Source organism: Nostoc sp. DSM 114161 (assembly GCF_052692665.1).
Map to the genome: position 1 here is coordinate 1,940,771 of NZ_CP195141.1, position 12,598 is coordinate 1,953,368.

The 12,598-nt window shown below is 44.0% G+C and carries 12 protein-coding genes; 8 read left to right on the plus strand and 4 right to left on the minus strand.

What is annotated here, in order from left to right:
• Positions 1-191: 191 nt before the first annotated feature.
• The 7 genes from NSTC745_RS08210 to NSTC745_RS08240 all read left to right on the plus strand — a co-directional run bounded on the left by NSTC745_RS08210 (position 192) and on the right by NSTC745_RS08240 (position 6,228).
• Positions 192-1,088 carry an MBL fold metallo-hydrolase gene (locus tag NSTC745_RS08210; protein ID WP_445636712.1) on the plus strand — a complete coding sequence of 299 codons (897 nt, stop codon included), beginning with the start codon at positions 192-194 and terminating at the stop codon, positions 1,086-1,088.
• A 190-nt stretch (positions 1,089-1,278) separates the two neighbouring features.
• The gene (locus NSTC745_RS08215; RefSeq protein ID WP_445636713.1) at positions 1,279-2,358 is read left to right on the plus strand and encodes a bifunctional riboflavin kinase/FAD synthetase; all 1,080 of its coding nucleotides are present in this window, start codon (positions 1,279-1,281) and stop codon (positions 2,356-2,358) included.
• 139 nt (positions 2,359-2,497) lie between these two features.
• Positions 2,498-3,406 (plus strand): AAA family ATPase, encoded by a 909-nt coding sequence (locus NSTC745_RS08220; protein ID WP_445636714.1) that lies wholly within the window; start codon positions 2,498-2,500, stop codon positions 3,404-3,406.
• Positions 3,407-3,666: 260 nt separating this feature from the next.
• A complete protein-coding gene (locus tag NSTC745_RS08225; RefSeq protein ID WP_445636715.1) occupies positions 3,667-4,464 on the plus strand; it encodes a class I SAM-dependent methyltransferase in 798 nt (265 codons plus the stop codon).
• A gap of 358 nt (positions 4,465-4,822) precedes the next feature.
• Entirely contained in the window at positions 4,823-5,080 is a 258-nt protein-coding gene (locus NSTC745_RS08230) for a type II toxin-antitoxin system RelN family antitoxin (protein WP_445638557.1), read from the plus strand.
• Positions 5,070-5,432 carry a type II toxin-antitoxin system RelE/ParE family toxin gene (locus NSTC745_RS08235; protein ID WP_445636716.1) on the plus strand — a complete coding sequence of 121 codons (363 nt, stop codon included), beginning with the start codon at positions 5,070-5,072 and terminating at the stop codon, positions 5,430-5,432. The genes NSTC745_RS08230 and NSTC745_RS08235 overlap by 11 nt, the downstream gene beginning before the upstream one ends.
• Positions 5,433-5,631: 199 nt before the next feature.
• Entirely contained in the window at positions 5,632-6,228 is a 597-nt protein-coding gene (locus tag NSTC745_RS08240; RefSeq protein WP_445636717.1) for a cytochrome C, read from the plus strand.
• 50 nt (positions 6,229-6,278) lie between these two features.
• On the opposite strand, the gene NSTC745_RS08245 is transcribed toward NSTC745_RS08240, so the two are convergent.
• Positions 6,279-6,464 (minus strand): hypothetical protein, encoded by a 186-nt coding sequence (locus tag NSTC745_RS08245; protein WP_445636718.1) that lies wholly within the window; start codon positions 6,462-6,464, stop codon positions 6,279-6,281.
• 102 nt (positions 6,465-6,566) lie between these two features.
• On the opposite strand from NSTC745_RS08245, the gene secA reads away from it, so the two are divergent.
• Positions 6,567-9,359 (plus strand): preprotein translocase subunit SecA, encoded by a 2,793-nt coding sequence (gene secA, locus NSTC745_RS08250; RefSeq protein WP_445636719.1) that lies wholly within the window; start codon positions 6,567-6,569, stop codon positions 9,357-9,359.
• Positions 9,360-9,496: 137 nt separating this feature from the next.
• Here the strand turns inward: secA and atpC are convergent, their stop codons facing one another.
• The 3 genes from atpC to NSTC745_RS08265 form a co-directional block, all read right to left on the minus strand.
• Complete coding sequence (atpC, locus tag NSTC745_RS08255; protein WP_445636720.1) at positions 9,497-9,910, minus strand: ATP synthase F1 subunit epsilon; 414 nt, start codon at positions 9,908-9,910, stop codon at positions 9,497-9,499.
• A gap of 227 nt (positions 9,911-10,137) precedes the next feature.
• Complete coding sequence (gene atpD, locus NSTC745_RS08260) at positions 10,138-11,586, minus strand: F0F1 ATP synthase subunit beta (RefSeq protein WP_445636721.1); 1,449 nt, start codon at positions 11,584-11,586, stop codon at positions 10,138-10,140.
• A 277-nt stretch (positions 11,587-11,863) separates the two neighbouring features.
• On the minus strand, positions 11,864-12,562 hold the full coding sequence (locus NSTC745_RS08265; protein WP_445636722.1) for a PEP-CTERM sorting domain-containing protein: 699 nt from the start codon (positions 12,560-12,562) through the stop codon (positions 11,864-11,866).
• Positions 12,563-12,598: the final 36 nt, after the last annotated feature.

Here is a 12,598-nt window from a genome sequence, read left to right on the forward strand (position 1 = left end):
AAAGTTAAAAATGATAGCTTAGAGTACCTCATCGATATTTACACAATCAGCCGGAAACAGGGTATGCTGTTTTACCAAGAAATATTACCTTCGATCGTCTCGCTAACAAATTCGGCCAGACAGCATAAACTGAAACCACACAAGTAACAATTTTTTCATTTATCGCCCGCTCAGTCCAGCAAGCAACACCCATGTCTAGGATAGAGAATCAATTTACCGTGCAATTTTGGGGGGTTCGCGGCAGCATCCCCAGTCCAGGACCACACACCGTTCGCTACGGCGGTAATACCCCTTGCGTTGAGATGCAAGTGGGCGGTAAACGCTTAATTTTCGATGGTGGCACGGGACTACATGTATTGGGGCAATCTTTATTGCGCCAAATGCCGTTAGAAGCTCATATATTTTTCACCCACTCCCACTGGGATCACATGCAGGGTTTTCCCTTCTTTGTTCCAGGGTTTGTGAGGGGGAATAACTTTCATATTTACGGCGCGATCGCTCCTGATGGTTCTACCATAGAACAGCGCCTCAACGACCAGATGCTCCACCCGAATTTTCCCGTGCCTTTACAAATCATGCAAGCCAATTTAAGTTTCCATGACATTCGATCGGGGCAACCAATAGATATCGATGATATTACCGTGGAAACAGCACCTTTAAATCATCCAGGTGAAGCCGTAGGATACCGCGTCAACTGGCGCGATGGTGCTGCTGCTTATATTACTGATACCGAACATTTTCCCGACCGACTCGACAAAAATGTGCTTTGGCTGGCTCGTAATGCTGACATTCTAATTTACGATTCCACCTACACCGACGAGGAATATCACTCGCCAACATCCCCGAAAATCGGCTGGGGACATTCAACCTGGCAAGAAGCTGTGAAAGTGGCACAAGCAGCTAATGTCAAAACTTTGGTGATTTATCACCACGACCCAGCCCACAATGATGACTTTTTGGATCGTGTAGGAAAACAAGCAGCTGCAAAATTCCCTGGTGCTATCATGGCACGGGAAGGAATCGTACTCCAAGTTTCCACCTCAGCTTCCTTATCAGAATCTTTTCCTGTTAGCAAGTTTTCTGTCTAAAGGTTGCGATTGCAGCAATTGTAGATTTTAGATTAGATTGGCGATCGGAAGCTATCAGCAGGAAATTATATTGGGCATGGGGCATGAGGCATTGGTTATTCACTTTGGACTAATGACCTGTTTGACTAATGACCAATGACCAATGACTAATGACTGATAGCTAAAATAAACCTAAAATCTCAAAATCCACGTGCTAAATTTGTCTCAAAATGGGTGTTCTGTGTGGGTTGCTTCTTCCAGCGAAGGGCTACTAACGCCGACTGCTGTTGCACTTGGCAAATTTGATGGCGTACATCTTGGTCATCAAAGGGTAATTGAGCCAGTATTGCACGGTGGTGGTCAGTTGTCAGTAGCTGGTAGTCCACAGTCTAATGAAAGTCAACAACTGACAAATCAACAACATATTTACTCGACAGTTGTCACCTTTCATCCCCACCCACAGGAATTTTTTACGGGGCAACCCCGGACTTTGTTAACGCCACTCGATGAAAAAGTCCAGCAATTGCGATCGCTTGGAGTAGAACAACTGGTATTATTACCCTTCGGCAAAGAATTATCTGCTTTGACTCCTGAAGAATTTGTCGAAAAAATTCTCGTCGAGCAACTTCAATGCCAGCGAATTAGTATTGGGGAAGATTTTTGTTTTGGCAAAAAACGCAGTGGTACTGCTAAAGATTTGCAATTCTTCGCCGCCAAATACAATATTCCTGTCACCATCGTTCCCTTACAAACTTATACAGGTGACTCACCTACCCAAAGCAGTTTCACCAGTGATGCTTCAAGTCAGGATGCCCGCATTAGCACTTCATTCATCCGGCAAACCCTTGAATGTGGGGATATCGAAAACGCAAATCTGCTACTAGGACGCCCCTACACTCTCCTTGGTTTAGTCGTTCAAGGACAGCAACTAGGCAGAACCATTGGTTTTCCTACCGCTAACCTCCAGCTACCAAAAGAAAAGTTTTTGCCCCGCCAAGGAGTTTACGCTGTGCGAGTTTTCGCTCTCAGTGAAACACCAGATGTATCTCCAAGTAAGAACTTAGGCGTTATGAATATCGGTAACCGCCCAACTGTAAACGGTGTTTCTCCATCCGTGGAAGTACACTTGTTCGATTGGTCTGGTGATTTGTATGGTAAAAAACTGGCTGTAGAACTAGTCAAATTTTTACGTCCCGAACAAAAATTTCCTTCTCTTGAAGCCCTGAAAACACAAATTCAACTCGACTGTATAACAGCTAGACAAGTTCTTAGTGCTGAGTGGGAACAATAGATAGGGCATTGGGCATTGGGCATTGGGCATTGGGCATGGGTTATTAATTCATCTGTTCCACTTCCTTATCTCCCCCACTCCTCACTTCCTATTCCCCATGCCCGATGCCCGATGCCCCATTCGCCATTCCCCACACTGCATGAGAGAAAAAATTGACGCTTTAACACAAAATCTGACTCTTACCATTGTTGGTAAAAGTGAGGCAATACGCTTAGTGCTAGTAGCGCTGTTAGGTGGTGGCCATGCCCTTTTAGAAGATGTCCCTGGCGTTGGCAAAACCCTGCTTGCTAAATCTCTAGCTCGTTCAGTTGATGGTAAGTTTCAACGGTTACAATGCACTCCCGATTTATTGCCAACTGACATCACTGGTACAAACATTTGGAACCCAAAAAGCGGCGAATTTAGTTTTTTACCTGGGCCAGTGTTTGCCAATGTACTACTTGCTGACGAAATCAACCGCGCCACACCCCGCACTCAGTCGGCTTTGCTGGAAGTTATGGAAGAACATCAAGTAACAGTCGATGGTGTCTCTCGTGTAGTTCCCCAGCCGTTTTTTGTGATTGCTACTCAAAACCCTATCGAGTATCAAGGCACTTTTCCTCTGCCGGAAGCGCAAATGGACAGGTTTATGCTGTCGTTGAGTTTGGGCTATCCTTCCGAAGCAGAAGAACTCCTGATGCTGCAAAATCTCCAAAATGGTGTCAAGGTTGCTGATTTGCAGCCTTGTATTACTTTGGCAGAAGTACAAGAATTGCGTAGTCTTTGCTCGCAAGTCAAAGTGGCAACCTCTTTGCAACAATATATCCTCGAATTAGTGCGGGCGACACGTCAAGATGAGGAAATCGCCCTTGGCGTTAGTCCCCGTGGCACTGTAGCATTACAACGAGCTGCCCAAGCCTTAGCTTTTCTATTAGGGCGCGATTATGCCATTCCCGATGATGTGAAATTTCTTGCCCCTTATGTTATTTGCCATCGGCTCATTCCCAGAGGAGGGCGTAATTCTAGAACTGTTGTTGAGCGATTATTGCGTTCAGTTCCTATTCCTTAAAAACAATTCTACAGATACCTTTGTAACTGTATTTATTGGTGTGAAGGATATTTATTTGCGCTACTTCATAACAGTCATCCTTCGCACCTTGTTTACCAGGAAAAGCCAGCTACAAAATTGCGATCGCTTTCATAATTTACCGATCGCCTTTAGATTTGAGCGTGTTAGGATCTCTTACACAATGAGGTGGACAAGAGATGAAAGCGAACAACTGAGTATAAAATATTAAACACAGCAAATTATGGTATGACAACCAATTCATGACAGATGATAGAAGTCAGTTAATAACCACTTTTAATCAAGTGGCGCTGCTGTACGATCGAGTACGACCAGGATATCCAGAAGCGCTTTTTGATGATGTGGTGTCTCTATCAAGAATCAATCCAGGAGGAAGGATATTAGAGATTGGTTGTGGTACTGGTCAAGCAACTGTACCTTTTGCACGTCTGGGTTATCAAATAGTCTGCATTGAGTTGGGTAAGAATCTCGCTACAGTTGCCCAAAAAAACCTGGCTGCTTATTCGCAAGTAGAAGTGCGTAACACCGCTTTCGAGGATTGGGTAATAGAAGAAAATGCTTTTGATTTAGTGATTTCGGCAACTGCTTTTCATTGGCTTGACCCAACTATTGCTTACAAAAAAACCGCTCTTGCCCTCAGATCTAAAGGAGCGATCGCGCTATTTTGGAATGAACATGTATATAGTGACGCTAGTAATGGCTTCTTTGAAGAAGTACAAAAGCTATATCAAAGTTTAGCTCCTGAACTGGTTAAAGACGATGAGCCTCCTTTGCGTGAGAAGAAAGTTCCTAATAAAACAGGTGAGATTGAGCAAACAGGTTTGTTTGGTGAGGTAACATATCGCTCTTATCAATGGGATGCAACGTATAACACTGCAAATTATCTCAACCTTTTAAATACTTACTCAGGTCATTTAAATTTAGATAGCCTGAAAAAGGAGCGTTTTTTTGATGCGATCGCCCAATTAATTGATACTAAATTTAATGGTGAGATTACCAAAGGTTACTTAACTACTTTATATGTAGCTCATCGATTGTAATCTTATTAAATACTAAATCATATTTGCAAATATAAATATCTTAAAATAACGGAAAAAGATACTTTTTTATTTGGACGATTCGCTCATTTTCGAGGTGGCAATCATTCAATATTAATATCCAAAAAGGTAAAATTTATGGTTATCGATTAATTTATAAACTTGAATCATCTACAAGTATTTTGCTATTAACAATTTATTGCAAGTCTGACAGAGAGGATATTGGTATAAATGAAATCCGAGAGATTTTAGCTAGTTTTGATAATGAGATCGAGTTAAAAACTTGATGAAAACTTTGGTTTCCGCATCGTGCTTAAATTTAGGCGTGTTAGAATTTCCTACAAAATCAGGTGGACGAGAGATGAAAGCGATCGAAGTTACTGGCAAAATTGACTCTCAGGGAAACTTAGTTTTAGATGAGCCGATTCAAGGAACGAATTATCCCGATCGGGTTCGGGTAATTGTGTTGGTTCCAGAAGCAACAGACCTAGAAGAAGTTGACCCTGACGATACGCCTATTGAAGAGATTAAAGCTAGTTTGAGAAGAGCCTTGCACCAAGCAAAAACGGGGCAAACTAGACCAATTAGTGAGCTATGGGACAGGATTGATGCAGAGTAATAATCCGGTTTCAATTCGATTTGCTGATGAATTTGAAGAAGAACTTTACAGACTTTCCAAGAGATTTCGCAATATTCGCTCTGATGTTCAGCCAATTATTGAGCAATTACAGCAAGGAAATATTCTTGGAGATAGAATTGCTGGTATCGGCAAAGACTATGTTGTTTATAAGGTCAGAGTTCGCAATAGTAATATCCAAAAAGGTAAAAGTGCTGGTTATCGATTGATTTATCAAGTTGAGTCAGCTACAAGTCTTTTGCTATTAACGATTTATTCCAAGTCTGATAGAGAAGATATTAATGTAAATGAAATCATAGGTATTTTAGCTGAATTTTCTAGCGAGTCAGGTTAAAACTACCAAGAAATTTTTTATTGCATAATCAGCAGTAGTATGCTCTAGAAAAATTTATATTAAATTTGATGTACCCCAAAAAAAGCGATCGCTATATTCCTGAGCAAAACTACTTACACGTAATTTGAAACACTTCTAATACTCCGTAAGTCCTATGATTAACACAAGCGCCACTTCTAAAAATCTGGGAATGTGAGGAATGTCAATTTTTGTAAAGCAGAAATCTCGTGATGGCGAAAAGCGATCGCCAAAGAGCGATCGTCAAGTGCTAAGACAAAGCGCCGAACGCGAATTCAAACGTCAATTTTTCGGTTTACTTTTGGTAATTATCACCTGGAGTTTAGCTATGGGCTGGCTTTTAGCGTTGGTAACTAACGCCCAAAGTGCCACTCCTCCCGCCGAAATTGGCACAGTTGATGTCATACCTCCACAATATCAACTGGGGCAAGAACTGTATTTAGAAAATTGCTCCACATGCCACATTGCCTTGCCACCATCCGTTTTTCCCACCCAAACTTGGAAAAATCTCTTAGAAGACTCCCAACACTACGGCGCACAACTCAGGCCTTTGGTCGATCCGCCTCGAATTTTAGTCTGGAAATATCTTTCGACTTTCTCACGCGTTAAACTCAACGATGAAGAAATACCCTATCGCCTGAATAATTCCCGTTATTTCAAAGCTTTGCATCCTGGAGTTAAACTACCACGCCCTCTCGAAATTGGTAGCTGCGTGAGTTGTCATCCCAGTGCTAGCGACTACAATTTCCGCCGCCTTAGCCCAGAGTGGGAGAAATGAGGCGGATGAGGAGTGTGGGGAGTGTGGGGAGTGTGGGGGGAAAGATTTTTTCACCATCCTCCCACACCTCCCACACCTCCCACACCTCTGACACTTCCTGTTTGCCCAATCCCCAATGCCCCATCTGGAGGCAAAATGATACTATGAAGAAAGAGTAAATATAAGATAAGAGTTAAAACCAATCGTTTAAGAAACTGATTGATTAGTTTTTCTCCTGTTTTTGAGCGAATTCTCATTTTATACCCATCCACAACTAAGACTGTTGAGTGGGTTAAATGTTTATAATCAATGCCAAATCTTTAATTGCCATCCCCTTTGATTCAGTTCGATAACCTGCCATGCTAAAACTTTTGTTGGGCGATCCCAACGCTCGTAAGCTGAAAAAGTACCAGCCTTCCGTTACTGAAATTAACCTTTTAGAGGAAGAAATTAACGCTCTTTCTGACGAGGAGTTAAAAGGTAAAACCGCAGAATTTAAACAAAGACTCGCTAAAGGCGAAACTCTGGATGATATTTTGCCAGAAGCTTACGCCGTTGTCCGAGAAGCAGGACGCCGAGTCTTAGGCTTACGGCATTTTGATGTCCAACTACTTGGCGGTATCATTTTGCACGTAGGGCAAATTGCTGAAATGAAAACGGGTGAGGGTAAAACATTAGTAGCCACCTTGCCGAGTTATTTGAATGCCCTGACTGGTAAAGGCGTACACGTTATTACCGTGAACGATTACCTGGCTCGTCGGGACGCTGAGTGGATGGGACAAGTGCATCGCTTTTTGGGGTTGAGTGTGGGGCTAATTCAGGCAAGCATGACTCCCACCGAACGCCAGAAAAACTATAACTGTGATATCACTTATGTGACGAACAGTGAAGTCGGCTTTGACTACCTGCGGGATAATATGGCCACAGATATGAAAGATGTGGTACAGCGCCCGTTTAATTACTGCGTCATTGACGAGGTAGACTCGATTTTAATTGATGAGGCGCGGACACCTCTGATTATTTCAGGACAGGTGGAAAGACCTACAGAAAAATATCTGCAAGCTGCTGAAATAGCACTGACCCTCAAAAAAGATGAGCATTACGAGGTGGATGAAAAAGCTCGTAACGTGCTATTGACAGATGAAGGGTTTGCAGAAGCAGAAAATCTTTTGGGAGTGACAGATTTATTTGACCCGGAAGATCCTTGGGCGCATTTTGTTTTTAATGCCATCAAAGCCAAAGAACTTTTCCTCAAAGACACAAACTACATTGTCCGCAATGGAGAAGTGGTGATTGTGGATGAATTTACCGGTCGGGTACTACCCGGACGGCGCTGGAGTGATGGACTGCACCAGGCAATTGAAGCTAAGGAACACGTAGAAATTCAGCCAGAAACTCAAACTCTAGCGACAATTACTTATCAAAACTTGTTCTTGCTGTATCCCAAATTGGGTGGAATGACGGGAACGGCAAAAACTGAAGAACCAGAGTTTGAAAAAATTTACAAACTTGAAGTTACAGTAATTCCCACTAACCGCGAACGAAGACGCGAAGACTTGTCTGATATGGTCTTTAAGAAAGAAACAGGCAAGTGGGGAGCGATCGCCAGAGAATGTGCCGAAATGCACGAACTCGGTAGACCAGTATTAGTAGGAACCACGAGTGTAGAAAAGTCTGAATATCTCAGCCGATTACTGAAACAGCTAGAAATTCCCCACGAGTTACTTAATGCCCGACCAGAAAACGTGGAACGGGAAGCAGAAATCGTCGCCCAGGCGGGACGGAGAGGTGCTGTAACTATTGCGACCAACATGGCAGGAAGAGGTACAGATATCATCCTGGGTGGGAACTCCGAATACATGGCGCGTCTGAAGTTGCGCGAATATTTGATGCCTCGCATCGTGATGCCAGAAGATGAAGATGCATTTGGCGTTCAAAGGGCAGCTGGATTGCCTACAGGACACGGCGGCGGTCAAGGTTTCGTCCCTGGTAAAAAAGTTAAAACCTGGCGGGCTTCACCAGAAATTTTCCCCACCCAGTTGACAAAAGAAACAGAACAGATACTCAAAGACGCAGTAGAAGTTGCAGTGCGCGAATATGGCGATCGCAGTTTATCGGAACTGGAAGCTGAAGACAAGGTAGCTGTAGCCGCGGAAAAGGCTCCCATCGACGACCCCGTAATTCAGAAATTGCGGGGAGCTTATAAGCGTGTTAAGCAGGAGTACGAACAATTCACCGAGCGAGAACATAATGAAGTGGTAGAACTCGGTGGTTTGCACGTCATTGGTACAGAACGCCACGAATCGCGGCGGATTGATAACCAATTGCGGGGACGCGCTGGCAGACAAGGCGACCCCGGAACCACAAGATTCTTCCTCAGCTTAGAAGATAACTTACTGCGGATTTTCGGTGGCGATCGCGTTGCTGGATTGATGGAAGCCTTTAACGTCGAAGACGATATGCCCATTGAATCGGGGATGCTAACTCGCAGCTTGGAAGGCGCACAGAAAAAAGTTGAAACCTACTACTATGACATCCGCAAGCAGGTGTTTGAGTATGACGAGGTGATGAATAATCAACGTCGTGCTATTTATGCCGAACGCCGTCGGGTGTTAGAAGGTCAAGATTTGAAAGAACAGGTAATCAAGTACGCTGAAAAAACGATGGATGACATCGTTGACTACTACATCAACGTAGATTTACCTTCCGAAGAGTGGGAGTTAGAAAAGTTAGTTGAAAAAGTCAAAGAATTCGTCTATTTGTTATCAGATTTGCAGGCTAGTCAGTTGGAAGATATTTCTGTGACTGAGATTAAAGCCTTCCTCCACGAACAGGTACGAATTGCTTACGACCTCAAAGAAGCGCAAATCGACCAAGTTCAACCAGGACTGATGCGTCAAGCCGAACGTTTCTTTATCTTGCAACGCATTGACACACTCTGGCGAGAACACCTGCAACAAATGGATGCTTTACGCGAATCAGTGGGGTTACGCGGTTACGGTCAAAAAGACCCGCTGATTGAATACAAGAGCGAAGGTTACGAGCTGTTCTTGGATATGATGGTGAATATTCGCCGAGATGTGGTGTATTCGTTGTTCATGTTCCAGCCGCAGCCGCAACCAGTGGTACAGACTTCCTCAGAGATGGTGTAATTAAGAGCGTAGAGACGGCGATTTATCGCGTCTCTTGATTGATTTAACGCACAAAAGACGCAGAAGCAGTAAAAATGCTTTTGCGTCTTTGTTTTTTATTACTTTGGATTTTGGAACAAATCTTAAATCCAAAATTACTAGATCAAACCGCCAGCGGCTTGAAAGCGAGCGCGGGCGCGTTTGAAGGCTTGAGTTGCTTGGATTTGTGCTTGGCGATCGTCTGCTGCCACTTGGCCCAGACGTGCTTCTGCTTGGTTGTAGGCAGCACGGGCTTCTTCAAGGTTAATTTTGTCACCGCGTTCTGCACCATTAACGAGAATAGTGACTTCATTCTCTTCCACTTCAGCAAAGCCACCCAAAAGAGCGATCGCTTCCCAATTTTGGTTTTTAGCAGCACGAACTCGCATTACACCTGTATCCAGGGCAGTCAACAGAGGTGCGTGTCCAGTTAAAATACCTAACTGACCGGTAGTACTAGGCAAAACTACTTCTTCAGCTGGGGCATCCCAGACTGTTTTATCTGGGGAAATTACGCGAACGGTTAATGTCATTTGTCTTTTGTCCTTTGTCCGTTGTCTTTTGTCTTTTGTCTGTTGTCATTTGTCCTTTGTCTTTTGTCCATTGTCAGTTGTCATTCGTCCTTTGCCTTTTGCAATTGCCATTAGTCATTAGCAGTTAAACTAATGACCAATGACCAATGACTAATGACTAATGACTAATGACTAATGACTAATGACCAATGACCAATGACTAATGACCAATGACCAATGACTAATGACTAACCTTTGAGTTTTTCAGCTTTGGCGATCGCTTCGTTAATATCGCCCACCAAGTAGAAAGCCTGTTCTGGCAGGTCATCCAACTCACCAGACAGAATCTTTTGGAATCCTTTGATGGTGTCTTCCAACTTCACGTATTTACCAGGAGAACCGGTGAATACTTCTGCCACAAAGAACGGCTGAGACAAGAAGCGCTCAACTTTCCGCGCCCGTGCTACCACTAAACGGTCTTCTTCAGATAATTCATCCAGACCGAGAATGGCGATAATGTCTTGCAGTTCTTTATAACGTTGGAGAGTTGATTGCACAGCGCGGGCAGTATTGTAGTGTTCTTCACCTACAATTCCTGGCTGTAGCATGGTGGAAGTTGAACCCAGGGGATCTACCGCTGGATAAATTCCCTTAGCAGCCAAACCGCGAGACAGTACTGTTGTTCCGTCCAAGTGAGCGAAGGTGGTTGCAGGTGCGGGGTCGGTGAGGTCGTCCGCAGGTACGTAAACCGCTTGAATTGAGGTAATAGAACCCTCTGTAGTGGAGGTAATCCGTTCTTGCAGTTCGCCCACGTCAGTACCTAATGTAGGCTGATATCCTACCGCTGAAGGCATCCGACCTAGCAGCGCCGATACTTCCGAACCTGCTTGCACAAATCGGAAGATATTGTCAATAAACAGCAGCACGTCTTGTTTGTTGACATCGCGGAAGTACTCTGCTACTGTCAAGCCCGACAGACCAACCCGCATTCTTGCTCCGGGTGGCTCGTTCATCTGACCGTAAACTAGAGCAATCTTCGATTCGTTGAGGTTGTCTTTGTTAATAACCCCAGATTCAATCATTTCGTTGTAGAGGTCATTGCCTTCACGGGTACGTTCGCCCACGCCAGCAAAAACTGATACTCCACCGTGCTGAGTAGCGATGTTGTTAATCAACTCCATCATGATCACGGTTTTACCAACACCAGCACCGCCGAACAGACCAATCTTACCGCCGCGTCGATAGGGAGTCAGGAGGTCAACAACTTTAATCCCAGTCTCAAATACCGAAGGTTTGGTTTCCAGGTCAGTGAATTTGGGAGCAGAACGGTGGATGGGTAAGCTGGCCTCAGCATTTACAGGCCCTCTATTGTCCACGGGTTCGCCAAGGACGTTGAAAATCCGACCCAAGGTGGCTTTACCAACTGGTACGCTGATGGGAGCGCCTGTATCGACGACTTCCAGACCGCGCACTAAACCATCTGTGGAACTCATAGCAACAGCCCGCACTTGGTTGTCGCCCAGCAATTGCTGTACTTCGATGGTGAGGTTGATTTCCTGTCCAGCTTCGTTGGTGCCTTTGATGGTCAAAGCGTTGTAGATTTGAGGCAATTTCCCGCCGGGAAATTTAACGTCTACAACTGGACCAATGATTTGGGTAATGTAGCCTATGTTTGTTTTTTCTGCGGTTGTGACCATGCTGCGCCTAATGATTGAAGCTATATTTCAGATAAGGTCGTTGAAGACATAAGAATAAGCAATGTCATCTTTCAGGTTAGCACTGAACGCCCCCCCTCTACGCCATAAATTGATTCTTAAGACTGAGGTTGGGGATCGAGAATTCGCCTCGGTTGTAAAAATGGTTCGGAGTGGACAGAAAATACTTGAGATTGCAACTTTTTTAAGTATGAGAATCAAAAATGCCACGTCAACTCACTATTGACATGGCAGCGATTAAATTAATTTAACGATAAATTTATACTTTAACTGCGGGTTGCTGTTGTTTGCGCTTGCAAACAGAGGTAACGCCAAAAGCACCTAGTCCTAGTATACCAATGAGAGAAGCAGGTTCGGGAACCGACTGACTTGCAGGAGTAAAGGAAAGATTGTCATACACAAACGCATTATCCTCTCCTATTCCAGTGAGGACGACTTTGCTAATGTTACCTAAAGATGAAGAAAAGCTCAACTGTCCCCACTCTGCAACTGCTGTAGTAATAGTGTCAGTACCTAGTAACGAGTTGTTGATATCAAATGCTTGTAACTGGAAAGTATTAGGTTCACGTCCTCCAGAAGCAAAAATAGAAAAATCACTTATCAGGTCAGTAAAAGTGACTGTTTCTGGATCTGTGGGTATACCACCGTTTGATAATATCGCATCGCGATTGAATGCTAGAAAGTTAGAGCCACTGAGTGCGTTCACTCCAAAATTTCCAGACTGATCTGCTATTGAGCCACCGCTCAGTTGACCTGGGCCACTAAAGTTTACACCCAAGGGTGCATACAAGTCAGTGAGGGCAGTGCTGTCAATGAATAATAAACCATTTACAGCATTGCCATTGGCATCAATGTCAAAGTTAATGAAGCCAGCCTGCGCCGCACTAAAGGTTCCCAACGTTATGAACCCTGTGGCGATGGTAGCTATTGATAACTTCATTACAGATAAGGTAGCCATAAAACTTATTTCTCCAAAAAGGTGTATCTCAACAGT

Excerpts from the sequence above, each read along its gene's own strand:
- NSTC745_RS08265 (WP_445636722.1), bottom strand. The coding sequence starts at position 12,562 with ATGGCTACCTTATCTGTAATGAAGTTATCAATAGCTACCATCGCCACA.
- NSTC745_RS08210 (WP_445636712.1), top strand. The coding sequence starts at position 192 with ATGTCTAGGATAGAGAATCAATTTACCGTGCAATTTTGGGGGGTTCGC.
- NSTC745_RS08245 (WP_445636718.1), bottom strand. The coding sequence starts at position 6,464 with ATGAGAATTCGCTCAAAAACAGGAGAAAAACTAATCAATCAGTTTCTT.
- atpD (WP_445636721.1), bottom strand. The coding sequence starts at position 11,586 with ATGGTCACAACCGCAGAAAAAACAAACATAGGCTACATTACCCAAATC.
- NSTC745_RS08240 (WP_445636717.1), top strand. The coding sequence starts at position 5,632 with ATGTCAATTTTTGTAAAGCAGAAATCTCGTGATGGCGAAAAGCGATCG.
- NSTC745_RS08220 (WP_445636714.1), top strand. The coding sequence starts at position 2,498 with ATGAGAGAAAAAATTGACGCTTTAACACAAAATCTGACTCTTACCATT.
- NSTC745_RS08225 (WP_445636715.1), top strand. The coding sequence starts at position 3,667 with ATGACAGATGATAGAAGTCAGTTAATAACCACTTTTAATCAAGTGGCG.
- atpC (WP_445636720.1), bottom strand. The coding sequence starts at position 9,910 with ATGACATTAACCGTTCGCGTAATTTCCCCAGATAAAACAGTCTGGGAT.
- secA (WP_445636719.1), top strand. The coding sequence starts at position 6,567 with ATGCTAAAACTTTTGTTGGGCGATCCCAACGCTCGTAAGCTGAAAAAG.
- NSTC745_RS08235 (WP_445636716.1), top strand. The coding sequence starts at position 5,070 with ATGCAGAGTAATAATCCGGTTTCAATTCGATTTGCTGATGAATTTGAA.
- NSTC745_RS08230 (WP_445638557.1), top strand. The coding sequence starts at position 4,823 with ATGAAAGCGATCGAAGTTACTGGCAAAATTGACTCTCAGGGAAACTTA.